This window comes from Phormidium tenue FACHB-1052 (genome assembly GCF_014696675.1).
Taxonomy (GTDB): domain Bacteria; phylum Cyanobacteriota; class Cyanobacteriia; order Phormidesmidales; family Phormidesmidaceae; genus Nodosilinea; species Nodosilinea tenuis_A.
This window is the reverse complement of sequence record NZ_JACJQN010000009.1, coordinates 161,636-181,783: the sequence shown is the minus strand read 5'-3', so window position 1 is coordinate 181,783 and position 20,148 is coordinate 161,636. Positions and strand designations below refer to the sequence as shown.

Here is a 20,148-nt window from a genome sequence, read left to right as displayed (position 1 = left end):
GTGTAACCATTTGTGGAACTTGCTTTAAAGCAATTGGCCAATTCGGTTGTTTATCACTCTTTTCCTAAGCCGCTTTCCCAGGTTAGATAGGTGAACACGTTGGCCATGAAACCAAGAGCAGCAAACACCAGGCCAGCGCCAATTAGGTCAGTTTGCAATGCCGTCAGTCGGTAGACCGGGCGTAGCCAAAAGCTCAAGATCTGCCTCACCCTTGGCATCACCGCTCAGGTCAAAATTGATGAAGGAATCAAACTATTGATCACTATCGACGCGAGTATGACCCTCAAACTAGCTCGCTGCCTCTGCTAGTCGGTTATGCCACTGTTGAAACAAAGCCTCTGCCTTCAGCTCCGGCACGATACATTTCACAATGAACGTGGGGTGAAAATGAGCCTCTAGAAAACTCTGAGAGGCTTGAAAACCCTGAGTACTTTCACTAGACGAGGTCATGACAGTTTAATTGTGAAAAGGCAAACCCCAGCAGTGAAAAAGTGCCTAACCGCAAAACCGAGAGCAGACTCTGCTAAATGACGTGAGGCTCCACCCAGGTTTGCTCCATCTGAACCGCATCATGGGTAGTAGTGCTGACCTTCGTTACAGGCCAGGCGTGCTGTTGAGCAGGCAACGATCGCTGGCGCAATCTCTTCGCAAGTGCTGGGCCGTTTCCCCAAGGCCATCGCACCGTAGGCCAATCATTGGCTTCTAGACCGGCACGGCCCATTGAAGTAGACGAATGCGGTCTCAGCGAGAGGAGTACCTACTAACAAGTACTATCTCAGGCCAAAGGATCAACCACTGAGGTGAGTAGGCTATGACTTGGCGCAAAAATGGGCATTCTCTAGACAGAATCCTTAAGATTCTGTGGCAAACCGGTTTTCGGTTCTTAAAAGTACGTAACATTTAGTTGAAAATACATTTCCTCCCTTGGCACAAGAAACGCTAGACAAGCAGACCGAAGACCTGAGCAGCCTGCTAAAGAAGGCTGCTTTGATTGCTGTGGGTTTGGTAACAGCGGTTGTGCTGAGCGTTGTAGCCGTGCGCTATTCTCAGGCCGCTGATCCCTATGTTCACCAGGTGCTCTCCCTAGAGGGCAATGGCAGCCGAGGCGAAGCAATCTTTAAAATGAACTGTGCCGTATGCCACGGCCTTGAAGCTACCGGCGAAGTCGGGCCTAAGTTGTTGGGTGTGTCTGACCACAAAACCAAGGTTGGCTTGATAAAACAGGTCATCAGCGGTCAAACCCCTCCCATGCCTCAGTTTCAGCCCGAGCCTCAGGACATGGCTGATCTATTGATTTACCTAGAGAAGCTGTAACCACTTTCTACAGCGATTGATTGTTACAGAGTTTTATGAGAATTATGGGCGGGTTGCGGCTGAGCTGCGATCGCAGCTCAGAATCTTTATATAGCCTGGTGACCCTGATAAATCCTATGTAATCAAGGGGTACAGGGCTAATGCGAGAATATACACCTTCTCCTCAGCGACCCTAGAAATTAAATTTCGACAGAATGTTTGTTTACAAAACTCCATAACTGCGGTATGGTTTACTCACATGGGTTACAAATCTAAACGGTTGGCCCATGTACCTTGAATCGATAAATACCAAGGACTAATACATCATGACCACGACTCTACAGCGGCGCGAGAGCGCCTCTCTGTGGGAGCAGTTTTGCCAGTGGGTGACCAGCACCGAGAACCGCCTGTATGTGGGCTGGTTCGGCGTACTGATGATCCCCACGCTGCTCGCTGCGACCGCTTGCTTCGTCATCGCGTTCATCGCCGCCCCTCCCGTTGACATCGACGGCATCCGTGAGCCCGTAGCTGGCTCTTTGATGTACGGCAACAACATCATCTCTGGTGCGGTTGTGCCCTCGTCTAACGCTATCGGCCTGCACTTCTACCCCATCTGGGAAGCCGCTTCCCTCGATGAGTGGCTGTACAACGGTGGCCCTTACCAGTTGGTAATTTTCCACTTCCTCATCGGCGTCTTCTGCTACATGGGTCGTGAGTGGGAACTTTCCTACCGCCTGGGCATGCGCCCCTGGATCTGCGTCGCTTACAGCGCTCCTGTAGCTGCTGCAACCGCCGTGTTCCTGATTTACCCCCTGGGTCAAGGCTCCTTCTCAGACGGCATGCCTCTGGGTATCTCCGGTACCTTCAACTTCATGCTGGTGTTCCAGGCTGAGCACAACATCCTGATGCACCCCTTCCACATGTTGGGTGTGGCCGGTGTGTTCGGTGGTTCGCTGTTCTCCGCCATGCACGGTTCGCTGGTGACCTCGTCTCTGGTGCGTGAGACCACCGAGACCGAGTCACAGAACTACGGCTACAAGTTTGGTCAGGAAGAAGAGACCTACAACATCGTTGCGGCCCACGGCTACTTCGGTCGGTTGATCTTCCAATACGCCAGCTTCAACAACTCTCGTTCACTGCACTTCTTCCTGGGTGCGTGGCCAGTGATTGGCATCTGGTTTACCTCCTTGGGCATCAGCACCATGGCGTTCAACCTGAACGGGTTCAACTTCAACCAGTCCATCCTCGACTCACAGGGTCGTGTGATTGGCACCTGGGCTGACGTGATCAACCGGGCGAACCTGGGTATGGAAGTGATGCACGAGCGCAATGCTCACAACTTCCCCCTCGACTTGGCTACGGCTGAGGCACCTGAAATCATCGGCTAGTCCTCATCGACTACCCCATTGATTGATTAGCAAAAGAGCGCTCCCCGCATGGGGGGCGCTTTTTGTATGACTTCCAGCGATGTAGGCGGTTGGTGCGGGGGTGGGATTGCTTGGTTAAGGGGCGATCGCAGTTACTAAAGTGTCATCAAATAGGATGCTCTGTGAGTAATTCGCCGACGTTGTGACGGGCGATAGATCGATCGTGTCCCACAACTAATTTGGTCGTTCTAAACACTCCGTCCGGGGCGCAACGCTGAGAGATAGCTGCTTTTGCTGCCTGCTTAAAAGTGTCAAAGCCATGTACTAGCACAAGGCTTTAGAGTTGCGCAGCTAAGGAGTTGTCGTCTGAGTCTGGCAACAGTTATGGGATCGTGAAAAACGGTTTTCCTTCGATCTTGGCGATGGAGCCAAGAGGCTGATCTTTAATTTTCTTAATACTCGCCACGCCTTGGGATGCGGCTGAAACGGCTGTTTGTCGTTTGTAAGTTGTCAAAAGCGCTGCGATATGTAACAAAAGTTGCCTTGACGCCCTCTAAAAGTTACGCGACACTACGTCTAATGGATGTGCCCACTTCCGGGATCAATGCACTAGATTGAGTTTCGTAACGAACAGTGGCGAATTGCACTACCCCTGCTGGTTAGAATCGGGTTACTACATTTGGTGCTTGCCAACCTGACATGCCGCTGGGGAAGCTGTTAACACCCACAATGTTTAAAGGTCACTAGTATCACCATTAATGGTGTTGAAACGAGCAGTCCTATGGAAACGTTAGAGTTCATTATTTACCCTGACGGTCGAGTTAAAGAGACGGTGACTGGCATTGTGGGGGCCTCCTGCGCTGAGGTAACTGCGGCTATTGAAGCTCAGCTAGGTACCGTAGTGGCGCAGCAGCAGACCTCTGAGTATTTTGCTCAGCGGCACGAGCAAACGGCTACCGAAACTGTGGCTGCCCAAACTGCCTACAGTCAGTGGTAATTTTTCGATTCTAGAGTCCCCTACTATCACCCCTAGCAAATGTCACACTTTAGCCAAATCAAAACCAAAATTCGTAATCTAGATTCCCTAAAGCTGGCTTTGAATGACCTGGGCACTGACTGGAAGTCTGGCCCCTGTGATGTGCGTGGCTACCAGGGCCAAACCCAGACCGCAGATGTGGTGATTGCCCAAGACAACGGCTACGATATTGGCTTTCGCCGCAACCCCGAAACCAGTGATTATGAACTGGTGGCTGATCTGCAATATTGGCAGCAACCGCTAACTGTTGAAGGGTTTCTCAGCCGAGTGACCCAGCGCTATGCCTACAACACTGTAGTGGCTGAAACCTCTCGTCAGGGCTTTCAGCTATCTGAAGAGCAGGTGCGGGAAGATGGTTCTGTGCGGCTAGTAGTGCAGCGCTGGAACGGTTAACCCATTGACCTTTTGAAGCTTGGAGAGGGGCTATTTGGCCCCTTTCTTTGTATTGGCCCAACCTTGGGCGTTCTAAAGCACGAGTAGCAACCACAATGACACAGTTTGACGGGCAACCCGGTGCGACCGGCTTTGAACCTGAACTCGGCGGCCAACTGCGCCAGGCAGAAGACCGTACCGGTTATGAACCCGAGCTAGGCGGTCAGCTGCGCCAAAAGGGCGTCTACGTCGATGAAATTACCTGCATTGGCTGCAAGCACTGCGCCCACGTGGCCCGCAACACCTTTTATATTGAGCCTGACCACGGCAGGTCGCGCGTTTACCGCCAAGATGGCGACTCAGAAGATCTGATTCAAGAGGCGATCGACACCTGCCCGGTAGATTGCATCCACTGGATTGACTATACAGAGTTGAAGCAGCTAGAGCGCGATCGCAAGCACCAGGTCATCCCCGTAGCTGGGTTCCCGGTGGACAAAGCCATGTCAGCCCTGCAAATGCGTAAGGCCAAGCGCCGGAGCCAGCGCTGCTCCGAGGCTGGTTCCTAAGGGGCAGGCCTTAGCCCTAAGGGTTTGCAACTTCGGGCGGCACCACGACTACTTCTCCGGTAGGCAAAAACTGCACCTCTACTGTGGTTGGCGCGTCTTTGACAACACCAGGGACGATGTCACCGGGCTGAGGCAGAGTGGCATTGGTTTGGTAATTAGCCGAGAAGTCGTTGAGGGGTTCCAAGGCAGTCACGGTGCCATCGGGCTCAAGGATCAGGCGGTAGCGCAGGGGCGCGGCTAGGTTGGCCGGGGGACGCCACTGCTGCTCAAGGGCTTGGGTAAGGTTGCTGATCCAGGCGATCGCAGAGTCGGGAGCGGTCGTAGCGGCAATGCTAGGGCCAGTGTCAAAGGCTTCGGGGCTGGCCGGGGTCATTCGAGCTTCGGGTGGGGCAGCATTCGGTGCCCGTTCAGCGGCTATCTCTGAGTCGGGCGAGGCTTGCCCCCCGGCGCTTGCCTCGGCCTGAGCTGGGTAGGCGGGAGCCGGAGCATGCCTGGTCTGGGATGGTTGAGCTGGGGCAGTGGAGGGTGGGGGCGATGCCTTTGGGGTTCCCGGCTCAGGTGCACTGCCTGAGGGAGCCCCTGGACTGGTTGGAGCGAGGACCGCTGGACTGGTCGGAGCTGTTGTAAGGGGTGCTGGCAAAGCCTCGCCTGTGGCAGCAGGGGCAGAGTCTTCTGCAGTGGGAGTATTGGCGGCGGGGGGTGCAGGTTCTGCTGAGGTCAGCGGTGGGTTATCGGCAGAATTCTGACCTGCTAACTCATCGGTAGGTTGAGACTCCCCAGGGGAAAGCACTACGGAGCTAGGGGCGGTGGTAAGCAGTTGGTTACCCAGTAGCGCCGCAATACCCACCGCTGCCACAGACCCCAGCCAAAGCGGTAGCTTAGGGCGCACGCGACGAGTTTTGGGCATCGCCGTGTCGGGCAGGATTTGAAGGTTGCTATCGGCCTGCTCCAGGGCATCGGCTAGATCAGACAGTTGCAGGGTAGAGAGTTCAACTACTCTAGGTGGCTCTGGGGGCATAGCCAGGGTGAGTCGATGGCGGGTTAGGCCGACGGGTTGAAGCAAATTTTCCCCCCGAGCAACCGCTCCTCCAGCGGCTAGCGCATCGGCATTGAGATGATTCTGAACGTAGGTTTGCACCAACTCTGCCAGGGCTGAAAACTGCGGCTCTCGGCCACCGATCTCCAAAATCATGGCCTGGCTAGCGAGGGTTCTAGCTTCTCTAGGCGCATCGTCGCCCTGCACTTGCAGGTGGAACCGCGATCGCCCCAGCACCGGGCGGCCCGTAATCTGACTCAGGGGCGAAAGCTCTCCCACCAGTCGTAGAGTACAGGTGCCCGCCGCATATTCGTAGGAGGTGACAGTGGCGATCGCAGCCATAGCACTCAGCTCAAGAACACCTTAACCAATCCAACCAAAATTCAAACTTCTCATTGGCCAGCCCGCTCAAGCAGCGCCACCCACAGCTTACGGCTGCCGCCGGAGCCACTGTAAAACAGCAGATCGACTAGCAGCTTCAGCCCTAGGGCGTTGATCTCGTCGGTGGTGGCGGTTTGATCGCCCTCCATGCGGTCTTGGTAGGCATTGCTAAAGGCGTCGAGGTAGTCGCCTAGCTGTGCGGTGCGGTGCGGAGGCTGCCCCTGTTCGAGGGCTTTCTCTAACCGCGCCACGGCCTGCCGAATCGGATCGCGATGGGCGATCGCTAAATGACAACTCACCAGCACCAAGGCGCGGGCTTCGTCAACATCGAGCTTTTTGCGGCCCTGCCCCTTGCGTAGCGGGCTGGCTTGACGCAGTCGCCATAGGTTGACGCGATCGCTCAGCAAATCCGATACCCCCAAATCGTTTGCCGCTGCCAGCATGGCGTCTGACCCTAGGCCGGTGAGGGCTTCTAGGGCTAGTAGCACCAGGTCAAGCTGAGCTTTGATGCTGCTCAACTGCCGTGGGGTTGGTGGCCCCTGCGGCTGAACTGGATTGGGCTCACTGTTTGACGCACTGAGGGAAGACGGTTCCACCGGGCTGCCCTGTTACTAACGTAGAGGATTGGGCTAATTGTGGCATGGGGGTTGCAGTTCTTGAAACGGGTTGAGAAACTACCGTAACTACCTGACCCGATAGCTAAAGCACTACTCTAGGTTCCAAGCTTGAGAAAATCCTGAGTGTGCTGCCAAATGTCTTTCTCCACATCTGTTAAGGCATGGTCGCTGAAGAGTTCTACCAGTCGCACCCAGGGGCGGGGGGCTGCGTAGGCGCGGCTGGCTTCTATAGATATGGTCTCGTCTTGGGTGCCGTGGAGAATCAGGGTTGGGATCTGAGCGTTGAGGCCATCGTCGCTGTAGCCCTGGGCATCGGCGATGAAGTCGTAGTGCAGCGGTAGGGTGCGCTGCTCAGTGTAGTGGTAGATGAGGAAGGTACCCCCGGTGCGCCAGGCTTCGAGTTGGTCGGGGCCGAGGCGGGGCAGCCACTGAGCAAGAAAGTCAAAGGCGGGGGCCAGCAGCACCAATTTTTCGATGCGATCGGTAATGGCGGCTTGTTGGGCCACCCAGGCGGCGGTGAGGCCCCCTAGGCTAGAGCCGATCAGAACTGTAGGTTCACTCTGGGCCAAAATCAAGGCGCTGACCTGCTGAATTTGGCGGCTGAGGGTGAGGTGGCCAAAGTCGTCCTGGTTGAGGTCGGGGATGATGAGATCGAGGCCCAGCGTCGAGAAGCGGGTCCGCATGGCCTGGGCTTTGGCTGACTGAGGGCTGGAGGCGAAGCCGTGGAGGTAGAGGTATTGGGGCATGGGGGGAGTGAGTGTGTAGGCGGGTGGGCGGGTGGATGGGTGGATGGGTGGGTGAGTGAGTCGGTGAAGGGGGAAACCCCTGGGGGTATGATATTGAATCGGTGTGCTTCCCAAGCTGGCAAGCAGTGCCTACCCTACGTTCGATTCACCTTCTTCAAACGCTATGACTTCGACCTATCGCATTACGCTATTGCCCGGTGATGGTATTGGCCCTGAGATTATGGCGATCGCGGTGGATGTGCTTAAGACTGTGGGCGGCCAGATGGATCTGGCCTTTGAGTTTGAGGAGGCGTTGATTGGTGGGGCGGCGATCGACGAAACCGGGGAGCCGCTGCCGGAGGCAACGCTGAAGACCTGCAAGGCCAGCGATGCGGTGCTGCTGGCGGCGATCGGTGGCTATAAGTGGGATACATTGCCCCGCCACCAGCGGCCTGAGACCGGGCTGCTGGGTCTGCGATCGGGGTTAGAACTCTTTGCCAACCTGCGCCCGGCTACCATTCTGCCGCAGCTAATCGACGCGTCTTCGCTGAAGCGAGAGGTGGTGGAAGGGGTCGATATTATGGTGGTGCGAGAGCTGACGGGCGGCATCTACTTTGGTAGCCCCAAGGGCGTGTTTGAAACGGAGACGGGGGAAAAGCGGGGGGTCAACACTATGGCCTATACCGATCGCGAGATCGACCGCATCGGCAAGGTCGCCTTTGAGACTGCCCAAAAGCGCAAAGGCCAGCTGTGCTCGGTAGACAAGGCCAACGTGCTGGAGGTCTCGCAGCTGTGGCGCGATCGCATCACCGCTCTCTCTGCCGACTACCCCGATGTCACCCTCACCCATATGTATGTCGACAACGCGGCCATGCAGCTCATCCGCTGGCCCAAGCAGTTTGACACCATCGTCACCGGCAACCTGTTTGGCGACATTCTCTCCGACGCGGCGGCGATGCTCACCGGCAGCATTGGCATGTTGCCCTCGGCCAGCCTAGGGGCCAGTGGGCCAGGGGTCTATGAACCTGTCCACGGGTCGGCTCCCGACATCGCTGGGCAAGACAAGGCCAACCCTCTGGCCCAGGTGCTGAGCGCCGCCATGATGCTGCGCTACGCCCTCGACCAGCCCGCCGCCGCCGATCGCATTGAGCAGGCCGTAACTACAGTTTTAGATCAGGGTTATCGAACTGGCGATATCATGTCTGAGACTATGACCCAGGTGGGTTGCAAGGCCATGGGCGAAGCCCTGCTGAGTGCCCTGTCATAAAGTTCTTTCTAGAAGTCTTTCTAGAATGTGCTGCCACTGAAAAGTCGAGTTAGAGTCTGTTCATAAGCGCACAGGTGAGCCGTGTACGGTCTACAGCAACCCCCTTCTTCCAGCCCATTGCCCAGTCAGCTGCCAGATGTTAGTGCCCTGCCCATGGCGCTTAACCCGGTTCTGCTCAAGTCAGCCCGGCAAATTTACCGCACCTATTACGAAGTGCACCCCGACGATGTGCAGCGCCCCATCGGCATTGCCATTAGCACTAAGACCCATCGTGGCAAGCTGATCTTTGGCGATCGCCCCGTGCTGCTGCCCACCGAGTGCTTTGTCCCCATCAGCCAGATCGAGCCAGGGCTGCACTAAGCCAGCGGCCATGTCTGCCAGACTCAGCCACCAGCCGAGATATTGGGCCATTCTCCACGGGCACACTGAGGAGCGTCACCCAGTAGTGCAAAGGGTTTGGTACCGATGGCTGAGTCTTTTTTTGCGGTCGCTGACTCGTTCTCTACCGGTGTAGGCTCTCCGCCCGCTAAACGACTGGGTGCCTCAGACCTTCAGCGGCGGGCGATGGCCAATCGACCGCTGCCCAGCTATACCCAACGTCTGCTGCGGCGCCTGCGGCTGAAGCTGGCCAATGCCGCCCCTGGCAAAGAAGTTCTCGACCTATCGGTGGTGATCTGCACCTACAACGGTGAGCACCGCCTGCCCAAGGTGCTCGACTGCCTGCTCGCCCAGCTGGGTACCGAGCACCTGGCCTGGGAGGTGATTGTGGTTGACAATAACAGCACCGACGGCACCGCCCAGGTGTTCGAAACCTATCAGCAGCAGTGGCCCCAAGATATTCCTCTGCGCTATGCCTTTGAGCCCCGCCAGGGGGCTGGCTATGCTCGCCAGTCGGCCATCACCCTCGCCCGCAGCCCCCTGATCGGGTTTCTAGACGACGACAACCACCCGGCTCTGGGCTGGGTGGTGGCGGCCCACCGCTTTGGCCAGATTCACCCCCAGGCGGGGGCCTTTGGCAGCCGCATTCGGGGAGATTTTGAAGTTACCCCACCGCCAAACTTTGGGCGCATTGGGTCTCTGTTGGCGTTGACCGAGCGCGGCTCTACCCCCCTGCTCTATGCACCCAAACAGAAGGTGCTGCCGCCAGCGGCGGGGCTGGTGGTGCGGCGGCAGGCCTGGCTCGGCAGCGTGCCCGAGCAGCTGTCGCTGGCCGATGCCATTGGCTTTCGGGCGGCGGGGGAAGATCTGGAGGTGGTGCTCCACATGCAGCGCCACGGTTGGGAGATCTGGTATAACCCGGCTATGCGCATGCAGCACGAGATTCCGGCCAGTCGGTTTGAGCGTGACTACCTGCTGCAACTGTTTCGGGGCATCGGCCTCAGCCGCCACCGCACGCGGATGCTCAGCGTACCCCTGTGGCAGCGTCCGCTGATGGCCCATGCCTACCTAGTCAACGATGTGCGCAAAATTTTGCGCCACCTGGTCAAATACCAGGGCGATGTGGTCAGCGATACGGTGGCCGCCTGCGAAATGCGGCTCTATCTCTACAGTTTGATCAGCCCGTTCTATATCACCCAGCGGCTATGGCGGCAGCGGTGGATGCGGTGGAGCTCTAAGTTTTGAATTTTGAATTTTGAATTCGGCAGCCAGCTCACAACTGAGAACTCAAAACTCAAAACATGGGGCTATCCGCAATTCGGCCAACAGTGCAACAATAGGTCAAACTAGCGCCCGCCCAGCTATGTTGGGCGGGTCACTGCCCAATCTTGAGAGATAGACCTATGCGCTCTGACTTACAACGCGCCCTCGATACCCGCAGCGCCCTCAAAATCATCAGCGGTCTCACCAACTTTGACCCCCAGCGGGTGGTGGCCGTGGTGAAGGCCGCTGACCAGGGTGGTGCTACCTTTGTGGATATCGCCGCCGATGCTGAGTTGGTACGCCTGGCCAAGGCCGCAACGACTCTGCCGATCTGTGTTTCTGCCGTCGAGGCTGAGGCGTTTCTCGCCCCCGTGGCTGCTGGGGCCGACCTGATCGAAATTGGCAACTTTGATGCTTTCTACGCTCAGGGTCGGCGGTTTGAAGCGCCTGAGGTGCTCGAACTGACCCGCCGCACCCGCGCCCTGCTGCCCCAGATCACGCTGTCGGTCACGGTGCCCCACATTTTGGCGCTGGATGAGCAGGTGAGCCTGGCCGAAGCTTTGGTGGCTGCTGGGGCCGACATTATTCAGACTGAGGGGGGCACCTCTAGCCAGCCGACTCACCCCGGCACCCTGGGGTTGATTGAGAAGGCTGCGCCGACGCTGGCTGCTGCCCATGCGATCGCTCGGGCGGTGTCGGTGCCGGTGCTCTGCGCGTCGGGCTTGTCAGATGTAACCGCACCAATGGCGATCGCCGCCGGGGCTGCTGGCGTGGGCGTGGGCTCTGCCGTCAACCGGCTCGATAACGCTTTGGCTATGGTTGCTGTGGTGCGCCAGCTGGCCGAGAGCCTGCAATGGGTGCGAGTCTCGGCAGCAGTGCAGTAGACACTTGAGTTAATTTGTCAACTGAGGTCAGGGTTACTGCCTTGACCTCAGCGAATACTGTGCGATGCTAGCGCTAGAGACTGTCACCAGCCTGGAAGCAGCGCTTTCGCTTCGAACTAAAACCTAGGGTACACCTACGCTCTGCCCACTTATCCCTCCACTGATGGTATTTCGTGAGGTGAATGCGGTGAGGGGGCGATCGCACCCTCTGCCTGACCCATACCGCAAAAGTAAATTATTCTCGACCGTCCGCCGACTGCACCCTGGTGTCGGTGGCCGAGCGCTTTGGGGAGCGGGCGATCGCCGTCATTTTGACTGGCTACGGTCGCGATGGCGCTGCTGGCATCCGGGCCATCAAGCAGCACGGCGGGCGGGTAATTGTGCAAGACCCCGCGACCGCCAATGTGGCCAGCATGCCCCAGGCCGCCATTGATACCCACCAAGTAGATCGGGTTTTGCCCCTAGAGACCATTCCTCAAACCCTGGTAAACCTGCTACAACAAGCAAAGATGTAGTCTGTGGCCTCAAATTCGGAAAATTTTGGCGATGCAGCCGACTTTAGAACTCTATTAAGCTACGTTCGCAGCCACCGGGGCTTGACTTTACGGGCTACAAACAGCCCAGCCTCAGGCGGCGCGTCACCCGCCGCATGCAGGCAGTCAGTGTCACCAGTTTTAGCGAATACACCGACTATCTAGAGGTGCATCCCGATGAGTTTCAGCATTTGTTCAACACGCTGCTGATCAACGTCACCACATTTTTTCGCGATGCCGCTAGCTGGGAGGCCCTGCGAACCGAGGTTTTACCGGCGATTTTGAGCGCCAAGGCCGACACCGAGCCCATTCGAGTCTGGAGCGCTGGCTGCGCCTCTGGAGAAGAACCCTACTGATTCAAGATGCCCCCATCTCTAAGATTGACCTGCTGCTGTGCCGCAACACACTGATGTATTTCAACGCTGAAACCCAGGGCCGAATCTTGACCCGGTTTCACTTTGGCCTGAGTGACAACGGCTACCTGTTCTTAGGCAAGGCCGAAATGCTGCTCACCCACAGCAACCTTTTTAGCCCAGTGCAGCTCAAGGGGCGCGTCTTTACTAAAGTGCCCCGGCTGACTGGGCGCGATCGCCTGCTGATTATGTCTCAAACTGGCCACGAAGCCAGTCCCGATGCCCTGACCGACCAGCTACGCCTGCTAGAAACTGCCTTTGACATCAGCCCAGTGGCTTGCATTGTACTCAATCACGATGGTGTGTTGGTGCTGGCCAATCAGCGCGTCAAGGCGCTCTTTGGTCTCTCCCAGCAGGATATCGGGGAGAGCTAGAGCATGCCAACCAAGAGCTGGAGATGGCCTACGAAGAGCTGCAATCTACCAATGAAGAACTAGAAACCACCAACGAAGAGCTGCAATTTACTAATGAAGAACTAGAGACCACCAACGAAGAATTGCAGTCGACCAACGAAGAGTTGGAAACCATGAACGAAGAACTGCAATCGGCCAACGAAGAACTTCAGCGCAGCAGCGGTGAACTAAATAAAAGCAACACGTTTTTAGAATGCGTGTTCACTAGCCTCAAGGGCGGCGTGGCGGTGGTCAACCGCCACCTGTAAGTGCAAATCTGGAACACCAAAGCCGAAGACCTCTGGGGTCTGCGCCCCGAAGAAGTCGTCGGCCAATATTTCCTCAACCTAGATATCGGCCTGCCGGTTGAGCAGCTGCGCCAGCCCATTCGCGACTGCTTGGCCTCGACCGTCGCTAACTCCGTCGAGCTGACCCTTGAGGCCGTCAACCGCAAGGGCCGCCGCCTGAGCTGCCACATTACCTGCACCCCCCTGGTAAACGCCAAAAAGCAGGTGCAGGGCGTCATCCTGATCATGGAATAGCCTCTATTCTGCGTTGCTGAATCGAGGAATGAACCGGAAAAACCTTTAGACGCTGCATAGCCCCCTACATCCCCCAATTCTGGGGGACTTTGAGACTCTGGCTCCCCCCAGAATTGGGGGGCTGGGGGGCAAATCATACTTGCGTTAAGCAACGCCCTTTATTCAGCAGCAGAGAAGCGACCGATTAGGATAGAGATAGACAACCGCCGCAAACGGTTTTGCTTGAGGAACGACCATGGTTCAAGCTCAGCCCCGCACTGGCCCTACGATTACCTGGAAGCCGCTGCCCGATGACTTTCAGCTGCCCGATGACCCAGTGGAAAATATTCAACAGCCGCCCCTAGCCGCCGCCCTCACCGATGCCCTAGGGGCTGCCCAGCGAATTCGGCCTGAGATGCTAATTGGCTCCAACTTTGGTTTGGTGGTCAGAATGAACGGTGAAATTGTGGTCAAAGCGCCCGACTGGTTTTACGTGCCTCGGGTCAACCCATACCCGCCAGAGTTAGTGCGCCGGAGCTACACTCCTCACCTGGAGGGAGACCCTGTAGCGGTGGTCATGGAGTTTCTTTCAGCGGCAGACAATGGTGAGCTGTCGATTCGAACCACTCAGCCCTACGGCAAGCTCTACATCTATGAGCAAATTTTGCAGATCCCCACCTACGTTATCTACGATCCAGCGGTTGCCAAGCTCGAAGTCCGGTGCCTAGAAGCGGGGCATTACGTATCTCAACTCCCCAATGCCCAAGGCCACTTTTGGATTCCGTCGCTGAATCTTTTCCTAGGAATTTGGCCAGGAGAACGCCTGGCCCAAACCCTCAACTGGCTGCGCTGGTGGGATGCCGACGGCAATCTGCTGCTCTGGAGTTCTGAACAAGCCGACATGGAACGCCAGCGGGCCGAGACAGAGCGCCAGCGAGCCGATCGCCTAGACGCTCTACTCCGTGCCCAGGGGATTGATCCAGACCAACCCTAGGTCAAGTGGGTGGCGAGGAAGGTGAGCGATCGCTCCCAGGCCAATTTTGTCGCCTCTGGGTCGTAGATGTCGTTGTTCTCATTGCCAAAGGCGTGGTGAGCGTCGTACCAGTAAGTTTCGTGGGGCGCACTACCTTGCTTAAGTTGAGCCTCAAAGGCCTTCACCGCGTCAGGGGGAAAGAATACATCCTGCTCGGCAAAATGGCCTTGGAACGGAATTGCAATTGTGCTCACATCGGCAGCCTCAGCGGGGGGCACCCCGTACCAGCTAATGGCTACGTCAGTCTCGGGGGCGTACACTGCCGCCAGTACTGTTAGCGCTCCGCCCATGCAGTAGCCCAGCACCGCCACCTTGGGGCTGCTGGCCTTGAGGTGCTGCACCGCGCCGCGAATGTTTTGGGTGGCGGCATCGCCAAAGTCGAGGTCGTTCATCAGGTGCTCGGCCTCGGCGGCTTCGACGGTGACTTCGCCCTTGTAGAGGTCAGGCACCAGCACCCGGTAGCCCTGCTGCACTAGCTGATCGGCCACGCCCTTGATCTGGTCGTTGAGGCCCCACCACTCTTGAATGACAACAATGCCGGGGGCGGTGTTGCCGTTGGCTGGCTCGACGTAGTAGCCCTGGCACGATTGGCCATCGGGTCGATTAAAGCTAATCATGTCGCCCATGGGAGGTCTCCTGAGGTTGAGTGCGATTCTTTGAAAGAGAGGCTGCGCGATCGCTAGATTACCTCTCAAAGGAGCAAAATCTAAGCGCCGCAGGTTGAGTCGTAGCTACAAAGTTTACGACTAGCGCTCTCCACCAGTTTCAGTGGGCTTAACGGTGACTGCTACATCCCTGGGGTGGCCAGGTTGCGGAAGCGAGTAAACTGCGGCTCGAACAGCAGTTTGACGGTGCCAGTCGGGCCGTTGCGGTGCTTGGTAATGATGATCTCGGCAATGCCGCGATCGGGCGTATCGGGGTCGTAGTACTCTTCGCGGTAGAGCATCATGATCAAGTCGGCGTCCTGCTCGATCGCACCTGAGTTGTGAGACACAATGCCGTCTGCCAGCCAGGAGGCAGGCCCCGGTACAGTCAGGTCATACACGGGTTCTTCCCCCGCAGGCTCAATAGAAAGCACTTCATCCCAGAAGATGTCTGCTGCGGCAATTTCTTTGAGGGATTCATTGTCCAAAATCTCTGCGTAGCTGAGGAGTGTCTGCCGCGAAGGAGCAAATTTGAAGTGTGCTGTCCCGCCATAGGAAGTGCCTCGCAGGGTTGCCATTTGGCGCTGACTAATGCCCTGGGCTCTCATATCAGCCTTGACTCGATCAAAAACTTCTCTGGGCAAGGTGTCTCGGTTGGGATTTGAGATGATGCTCTCAAGTTTCAGCCGTAGAGCGGCAGCGGGTTCTACCCTAGGGCCGAAAGCCCCAACCCGAGTCAAAAACCTAAGCTGGTTGACGCTACCCTGAACGTTGACGGTAAAACACTGACTTGGCTGCCAAAACACAGAGGCCCAAATGCCGAGTCTTAGAAGTAGAGCCGCAACATCGCGGGCCAAGCCCTCACTGCTGGTGGAGAAAAATACGGCATCTCCGCCTCTGCCCTTGCGTACCGAGATACAGCCATCAGTCGCCCATAGGTGTTTGAGGAGCAGACCTACCTGCTGATTGGAGAGCTGAAACACTTCGGCAGGAATGCGTTTCTCCCGAGAAGGTTGGTTAAAGATGCCAAGCTGCCGTAACCAACGATTTACCCCGGCAGGGTGCCAGCGATTGCCATTACCAGAGATCAAAAGCTGATGCCACTGACCTCTGCCTTTGTAGCGCTTCACCTCACAGCTAAATTCTTGCTCGGCAGCTAATTTGACGATCTGGCTATTCTCTTCAGAGCCGGTGGTGTATCGAAGGGGCTGCCCCTTGAGGTAGCTACCATCGCCAATGAGCTGCCCTAGTAATGCCAGCCTTAACTCAGGCCAAATCTCGGCAACAGCGGGTTCGGGCAAATGCTGAGCCACAGCGATTCGGCTCCCCTGCTTCAACTGCTCTAACCGTTGCCAGCCGTCGAGGGTATATAGTCGGTGCTTCTCAGTCGTACGAATTTTGCGTCCGCTGGCTGTGGTCAACTCATAAATTGGTCGAGTACCCACCTGCCAAACTAAATCGGCCTGAGCCTGAGTTAACTTGCCCTGTTCATCCAAGCTCACTACGTCTGGAGTGCTACCTACCAGATCTTGAATCGGTACTCGTCGACCGTTGGCAAGGACAACTAGGGTATCGCCAGTGACGCACTCCCGCAAGTCGCTCATCATCGGGCGCTTATTGGTGCGCGATTCGACGCCCCGACTGAGCTGAGACAGAGCGATGATCGGTACGTTGAGTTCGCGGGCGAGACCCTTGAGCGATCGCGTCATCTTCGACAATTCTTGCACCCGGTTATCACCGCCGCCCTCCATCAGCTGGAGGTAGTCGATCAAAATCAGCCCCAGGGCACCGCCCTGCTCGGCCTGAAGGCGGCGGCAGCGAGAACGAATTTCAGTCACCGAAATGCTGGGAGTGTCGTCAATGAAAATCGGCATCTGGGAGAGAATGCTGATGGCATGGCCCAGTTTTTCCCACTCGTTTTGGGCAATGCGTCCGGTGCGCAGGCGGCTGCTTTCCATCTCCACTTCGCTAGAGAGCAGGCGATAGACCAGCTGCACCTTCGACATTTCCAGACTATAGATCGCGACAGGAAGCTTCTGTAGAGCTGCAATGTTGCGGGCGATATTTAGCACAAAGCTGGTGTTGTGGACGCAGATATCGTTGGCGACAAAGTTGTGGGTGTCGGGGATGGTGAGGTCGTAGACCAGTTTTATCCCCTGGGGCTCGATCGCCACAATTTCGTCCCAGTAGACATCGCTAGTGGCGATGTGCTGAAGTTCCAGATGCTCTAGGGCGGTGGCCAGGGCAAAGAGGCGATCGCGGGTGGGAGCGCGTTTGCCAGCGTGAATATTGCTGGTACTTTGGAATCCGGCGCGGGTGGCCAGGGACACCCAAGACTCAGCCCCCTTAGCGGCATGGAGGGTGTGCCAAATTTCTACCGGAATTAGATCGCGGTTGGTTTGGTAACGGCGGTGGGTCAAGGCAGTCTTAACCTTATCTAAGGCCGCTTCTTTGCCAAAGATGCCAATGTCGCTTAAGAACGTCTTGATCGAGGGGGCATCGGTGATGTCGAGCTGCCAAGCGGGGCGATGGCCACCCTGATACTTCACCGATCGCAACCTGAGCTGAGCCAAAATGCCAAACCGCAGCAGCAGGTGTTGCACCTGGCGGGCCAGGGTTTCGCTGACGCTGGCAAAGCCCAGTTGCGCCTGCCCAGAGGCGAGGACGGTAGCCCAGCCATCGGTGGAGAATAAGCGATTTAGAAAGAGGGCGAGATGCGATCGCTCTAGCCGAAACACCGTCGCTGGAATGGTTTTCTGGTGAGCCGATTTGCCCCAAAGGCCCAGTTTTTGCAGCCAAAGCGTGAGATTGTTTTGACTCATCCAGCGGATGGTCGCGAGGCCACCGGGGGCCAGGGTCTCGGGGAGAACCTGGAGTAGTTGGCACAGGCGCTCAAAGATATCTGGGCTGGGCGCACAGACGCCCTGCTGCCATAGTGTCACCAAGCCGGGAGAAACCTCTAGAGTTTGGGCCAACCTACGGGCGGGTTGGCCACTGGCCTTGATCAATTCCTTGAGTCGTTGACCAAAGATTTGACGGGCCTGCTGCAAGTCTTCGCTATCTGAGGTGACGTAAAAGGTTGGCGTGCGGGTGCCTTGGGAGGTTTCCTTGCGCACCTTCACCCCTAGAAAATTTAGGGCAGCAGCGGTGAAGTCGGCTTGAATAGCAGAATTTTCGTTGGTGAACTGGGGAGAGGTGCCTGTCAGACAGCCATCGCCAATTAGATAAGCCAGCAGTTTGATCTGGTGCTTAGGCAGGGTTTCGGTGCCAAACACTGGCAGCGTTCTGGGTACGGCAATTTTTTGGCCTACCGCCAGCTCCGCCAGGGGCCGCCAGCCTTGAATGGTCAGGTAGGGATGGCTCAGGGTCGTCTCGATCGCTCGCCCCGATCGCGTTCTCACCCGAAACACAGGCTTGTGACCGTCGTCTACGTAGGCGCTGGGCTGAGTGAGCCGAAAGCGCCAGTTATCCCCCAGGGTGAGCAGCGAAGCAGATTTCTCCTGGTAAATTTCGCCGATAGTTTTGAGGCTGCCGTCGGCCACCACGATCTCTGCGTCTGCACTCAAGCACTTGCCCATTGACGGACGGGCAGCGGCAATAATTAGGTCAGAACGCTGAAAACCCTGGGTCATGGCATCCAGGTCATAGAAGCCGCAGGGGATGCCGGGGAGGACGACGCCGAGCGATCGCTGCTCGATCTCTGAAAACGTCTCAATCAAAATATCCGACGTGGAGGTGAGCCCTCCCTGGGGTCGCGACTGGGTGATGCCAAACAGCCGCTGTTCCGACTGATCCATCACATTCTCGATGGGCAGCGTCGTGTCGTAGCCCAGCTGAGAAATCTCGCCCCCGGTCTGAATCAGCAGGCGACGGGTGTATTTATCCATCACCAGGGTGGCGTACTGGTCGATGTTGGCGGCACTGATGGTGCGATCGACCAGCTGGGCCAGGCGGGTTTGGCCGCCCACCTGCTCCAGCTTGCCGTTGTCCTTTAGCCAGACGGCAATGGTCATCAGATCGGCGGGCTGCCCCTTGGCGTGGAGGGCCAGCGCTCCTTTATAAATATCGCGGTGGGCACCGATGTAAAAGGCGTCGGGGGTGAGAATCTCCATCACCCGGCTGAGGGCTTCGGGGTCAAGCAAAATACCGCCCAGAATGGCCTCTTCGGCCTCAATATTTTGGGGTGGCAGGCGATCGCTGACCGCATCAAACTTGAGATTCTGAACCATGGCCCTGGGTGATGGGAGTAGATTAATTGTGCTTTAAACCTGTCTCTCCTGGGGGCAATGAAGGCTCAATTAGCCCGCGTTGACGGTGTCAAACACCTCTTGAATGCGCTCCACCAGCGGCTCAGGCAGCGGCACGTAGAGCAACTCTTCAGCAATGGCGCGGCCTTCGGGGCCGAGGGACCACTCAAACACGTCGCGCATGGCGTTCCACTGGGCTGCGTCTTCGTAGCGGTTGTAGATCAAGATCCAGGTTAGACCGACGATGGGGTAGGCGTTTTCGCCAGTGGGGTCGGGCACCAGCAGGGCAAAGTCGTCTGGTATTGCTTCCTCGAGCAGGGCATTGCCTGCGGTTTCAGGGGATGGCTCGACGTAGTTACCGGCGTTGTTTTCTACCAGCGCTGAATCAATGTCATTGAGGGCAGCATAGGCGTAGGACAGATAGCCAATCGCGCCTTCGGTTTGCTGAATCGTAGCGGCTACCCCCTCATTGCCCTGGTCGCCGAGGCCCACGGGCCAGTCAACGGAGGTGCCAACGCCGCCTGCCCAGCCGTCGCAGACGGTGTCAATGTGGTTGACAAAGACAAAGGTGGTGCCTGAACCGTCGGAGCGGTGAACCCAGGTGATGGGCAGGTCAGGCATTTCTAGATCGGGGTTGATCGCGGCGATCGCCGGGTCGCTCCACTGGGTAATTTCGCCCGTGACGATGCCGCAGTAGACCTCGCGGGAAAGGCGTAGCTCGCGATCGCCAATCCCAGGCAGATTATAGGAGAACGATAGCAAACCGCCCGTGATCGGCACCTGAATGGGGGCATAACCAAAGGCCTCAACGAAAGCCTGAGTGTGCTTTTCGGAATCGGTAATTGGAGCCTCAGACGCGCCAAAGTCTACGGTGCCAGCGATGTATTGCTCTAGGCCAGCGCCACTGCCCACTGACTGGTAGCTCACCTGCACATCGAAGTCAACTTCCCGGCCATAGGCGTCAAACCAGCGCTGAAAAATCGGCGCGGGGAAAGTTGCCCCGGCACCGCTGATCGCGATCGTGGTGCCGCTGCCGTCGCCAGCGGACACCGGGGGAGCATCGCGGTTGGTCTCGGCGGTAGGAGAAGACCCGCCACCGCAGGCCGCGATCGCCAAAACCATGGGCAAAGCCGCCGCTAACCCTACTTTGCGATTAAAAATCATAGGAACAACACTCCGG

General features: G+C 57.1%; 22 protein-coding genes. 15 read left to right on the top strand and 7 right to left on the bottom strand.

Translation table 11 applies throughout. From position 1 onward, the window contains the following. Positions 1-53: 53 nt before the first annotated feature. The gene (locus tag H6G07_RS13990) at positions 54-197 is read right to left on the bottom strand and encodes a hypothetical protein (RefSeq protein WP_171973022.1); all 144 of its coding nucleotides are present in this window, start codon (positions 195-197) and stop codon (positions 54-56) included. A gap of 727 nt (positions 198-924) precedes the next feature. On the opposite strand from H6G07_RS13990, the gene H6G07_RS13985 reads away from it, so the two are divergent. The 5 genes from H6G07_RS13985 to H6G07_RS13965 all read left to right on the top strand — a co-directional run bounded on the left by H6G07_RS13985 (position 925) and on the right by H6G07_RS13965 (position 4,634). Continuing rightward, positions 925-1,314: a c-type cytochrome gene (locus tag H6G07_RS13985; protein WP_073608769.1), complete on the top strand. Its 390-nt coding sequence runs from the start codon at positions 925-927 to the stop codon at positions 1,312-1,314. A 305-nt stretch (positions 1,315-1,619) separates the two neighbouring features. After that, complete coding sequence (psbA, locus tag H6G07_RS13980; protein ID WP_073608768.1) at positions 1,620-2,681, top strand: photosystem II reaction center subunit D1; 1,062 nt, start codon at positions 1,620-1,622, stop codon at positions 2,679-2,681. A 760-nt stretch (positions 2,682-3,441) separates the two neighbouring features. Continuing rightward, positions 3,442-3,657 (top strand): DUF2997 domain-containing protein, encoded by a 216-nt coding sequence (locus tag H6G07_RS13975; RefSeq protein WP_073608767.1) that lies wholly within the window; start codon positions 3,442-3,444, stop codon positions 3,655-3,657. A gap of 39 nt (positions 3,658-3,696) precedes the next feature. Then, a complete protein-coding gene (locus tag H6G07_RS13970) occupies positions 3,697-4,089 on the top strand; it encodes a DUF1257 domain-containing protein (RefSeq protein WP_073608766.1) in 393 nt (130 codons plus the stop codon). Between the two features lie 95 nt (positions 4,090-4,184). Further along, positions 4,185-4,634, top strand: a complete 450-nt coding sequence (locus H6G07_RS13965) for a ferredoxin (protein WP_073608765.1) — start codon at positions 4,185-4,187, stop codon at positions 4,632-4,634. Between the two features lie 16 nt (positions 4,635-4,650). Here H6G07_RS13965 and H6G07_RS13960 read toward each other — a convergent pair whose 3' ends face one another. The 3 genes from H6G07_RS13960 to H6G07_RS13950 form a co-directional block, all read right to left on the bottom strand. Further along, entirely contained in the window at positions 4,651-6,012 is a 1,362-nt protein-coding gene (locus H6G07_RS13960) for a DUF4335 domain-containing protein (RefSeq protein ID WP_073608764.1), read from the bottom strand. A 50-nt stretch (positions 6,013-6,062) separates the two neighbouring features. Further along, a complete protein-coding gene (locus tag H6G07_RS13955) occupies positions 6,063-6,647 on the bottom strand; it encodes a DUF3038 domain-containing protein (protein WP_073608763.1) in 585 nt (194 codons plus the stop codon). A 116-nt stretch (positions 6,648-6,763) separates the two neighbouring features. Then, positions 6,764-7,414: a YqiA/YcfP family alpha/beta fold hydrolase gene (locus tag H6G07_RS13950; protein ID WP_073608762.1), complete on the bottom strand. Its 651-nt coding sequence runs from the start codon at positions 7,412-7,414 to the stop codon at positions 6,764-6,766. Between the two features lie 163 nt (positions 7,415-7,577). Here H6G07_RS13950 and leuB point away from each other — a divergent pair, with 163 nt between their 5' ends. From leuB to H6G07_RS13915, 10 genes are all read left to right on the top strand, one after another. Next, positions 7,578-8,660: a 3-isopropylmalate dehydrogenase gene (leuB, locus tag H6G07_RS13945; protein WP_073608761.1), complete on the top strand. Its 1,083-nt coding sequence runs from the start codon at positions 7,578-7,580 to the stop codon at positions 8,658-8,660. Positions 8,661-8,813: 153 nt separating this feature from the next. Continuing rightward, positions 8,814-9,020, top strand: a complete 207-nt coding sequence (locus tag H6G07_RS13940; protein WP_073608833.1) for a hypothetical protein — start codon at positions 8,814-8,816, stop codon at positions 9,018-9,020. 105 nt (positions 9,021-9,125) lie between these two features. Then, the gene (gene hpsE, locus H6G07_RS13935) at positions 9,126-10,283 is read left to right on the top strand and encodes a hormogonium polysaccharide biosynthesis glycosyltransferase HpsE (RefSeq protein WP_084173186.1); all 1,158 of its coding nucleotides are present in this window, start codon (positions 9,126-9,128) and stop codon (positions 10,281-10,283) included. A 158-nt stretch (positions 10,284-10,441) separates the two neighbouring features. Then, on the top strand, positions 10,442-11,185 hold the full coding sequence (locus H6G07_RS13930) for a DUF561 domain-containing protein (RefSeq protein WP_073608760.1): 744 nt from the start codon (positions 10,442-10,444) through the stop codon (positions 11,183-11,185). 212 nt (positions 11,186-11,397) lie between these two features. Next, positions 11,398-11,700: a chemotaxis protein CheB gene (locus tag H6G07_RS13925; protein ID WP_084173185.1), complete on the top strand. Its 303-nt coding sequence runs from the start codon at positions 11,398-11,400 to the stop codon at positions 11,698-11,700. 53 nt (positions 11,701-11,753) lie between these two features. After that, positions 11,754-12,074, top strand: coding sequence for a CheR family methyltransferase (locus tag H6G07_RS26435; protein WP_422393866.1), 321 nt, complete (start codon positions 11,754-11,756; stop codon positions 12,072-12,074). Between the two features lie 53 nt (positions 12,075-12,127). After that, entirely contained in the window at positions 12,128-12,505 is a 378-nt protein-coding gene (locus H6G07_RS26430; RefSeq protein WP_242026772.1) for a PAS domain-containing protein, read from the top strand. A gap of 23 nt (positions 12,506-12,528) precedes the next feature. After that, positions 12,529-12,792 carry a hypothetical protein gene (locus tag H6G07_RS26425; RefSeq protein ID WP_242026770.1) on the top strand — a complete coding sequence of 88 codons (264 nt, stop codon included), beginning with the start codon at positions 12,529-12,531 and terminating at the stop codon, positions 12,790-12,792. After that, complete coding sequence (locus tag H6G07_RS26420) at positions 12,793-13,065, top strand: PAS domain-containing protein (protein WP_244901926.1); 273 nt, start codon at positions 12,793-12,795, stop codon at positions 13,063-13,065. A gap of 235 nt (positions 13,066-13,300) precedes the next feature. Beyond that, positions 13,301-14,038: a Uma2 family endonuclease gene (locus H6G07_RS13915; protein ID WP_073608758.1), complete on the top strand. Its 738-nt coding sequence runs from the start codon at positions 13,301-13,303 to the stop codon at positions 14,036-14,038. On the opposite strand, the gene H6G07_RS13910 is transcribed toward H6G07_RS13915, so the two are convergent. From H6G07_RS13910 to pstS, 3 genes are all read right to left on the bottom strand, one after another. Beyond that, positions 14,035-14,703 (bottom strand): dienelactone hydrolase family protein, encoded by a 669-nt coding sequence (locus H6G07_RS13910; RefSeq protein WP_084173184.1) that lies wholly within the window; start codon positions 14,701-14,703, stop codon positions 14,035-14,037. The genes H6G07_RS13915 and H6G07_RS13910 overlap by 4 nt on opposite strands. Before the next feature lie 161 nt (positions 14,704-14,864). Beyond that, the gene (gene dnaB, locus H6G07_RS13905) at positions 14,865-18,950 is read right to left on the bottom strand and encodes a replicative DNA helicase (RefSeq protein WP_073608757.1); all 4,086 of its coding nucleotides are present in this window, start codon (positions 18,948-18,950) and stop codon (positions 14,865-14,867) included. A 69-nt stretch (positions 18,951-19,019) separates the two neighbouring features. Beyond that, complete coding sequence (gene pstS / locus H6G07_RS13900; protein WP_073608756.1) at positions 19,020-20,132, bottom strand: phosphate ABC transporter substrate-binding protein PstS; 1,113 nt, start codon at positions 20,130-20,132, stop codon at positions 19,020-19,022. Between the last annotated feature and the right edge of the window lie 16 nt (positions 20,133-20,148).

Coding starts and splice junctions, on each gene's coding strand:
- psbA (WP_073608768.1), top strand. CDS start 1,620: ATGACCACGACTCTACAGCGGCGCGAGAGCGCCTCTCTGTGGGAGCAG.
- H6G07_RS13975 (WP_073608767.1), top strand. CDS start 3,442: ATGGAAACGTTAGAGTTCATTATTTACCCTGACGGTCGAGTTAAAGAG.
- H6G07_RS13970 (WP_073608766.1), top strand. CDS start 3,697: ATGTCACACTTTAGCCAAATCAAAACCAAAATTCGTAATCTAGATTCC.
- H6G07_RS13965 (WP_073608765.1), top strand. CDS start 4,185: ATGACACAGTTTGACGGGCAACCCGGTGCGACCGGCTTTGAACCTGAA.
- H6G07_RS13960 (WP_073608764.1), bottom strand. CDS start 6,012: ATGGCTGCGATCGCCACTGTCACCTCCTACGAATATGCGGCGGGCACC.
- H6G07_RS13950 (WP_073608762.1), bottom strand. CDS start 7,414: ATGCCCCAATACCTCTACCTCCACGGCTTCGCCTCCAGCCCTCAGTCA.
- leuB (WP_073608761.1), top strand. CDS start 7,578: ATGACTTCGACCTATCGCATTACGCTATTGCCCGGTGATGGTATTGGC.
- H6G07_RS13940 (WP_073608833.1), top strand. CDS start 8,814: ATGGCGCTTAACCCGGTTCTGCTCAAGTCAGCCCGGCAAATTTACCGC.
- hpsE (WP_084173186.1), top strand. CDS start 9,126: ATGGCTGAGTCTTTTTTTGCGGTCGCTGACTCGTTCTCTACCGGTGTA.
- H6G07_RS13930 (WP_073608760.1), top strand. CDS start 10,442: ATGCGCTCTGACTTACAACGCGCCCTCGATACCCGCAGCGCCCTCAAA.
- H6G07_RS26430 (WP_242026772.1), top strand. CDS start 12,128: ATGTATTTCAACGCTGAAACCCAGGGCCGAATCTTGACCCGGTTTCAC.
- H6G07_RS26425 (WP_242026770.1), top strand. CDS start 12,529: ATGGCCTACGAAGAGCTGCAATCTACCAATGAAGAACTAGAAACCACC.
- H6G07_RS13915 (WP_073608758.1), top strand. CDS start 13,301: ATGGTTCAAGCTCAGCCCCGCACTGGCCCTACGATTACCTGGAAGCCG.
- H6G07_RS13910 (WP_084173184.1), bottom strand. CDS start 14,703: ATGGGCGACATGATTAGCTTTAATCGACCCGATGGCCAATCGTGCCAG.
- dnaB (WP_073608757.1), bottom strand. CDS start 18,950: ATGGTTCAGAATCTCAAGTTTGATGCGGTCAGCGATCGCCTGCCACCC.
- pstS (WP_073608756.1), bottom strand. CDS start 20,132: ATGATTTTTAATCGCAAAGTAGGGTTAGCGGCGGCTTTGCCCATGGTT.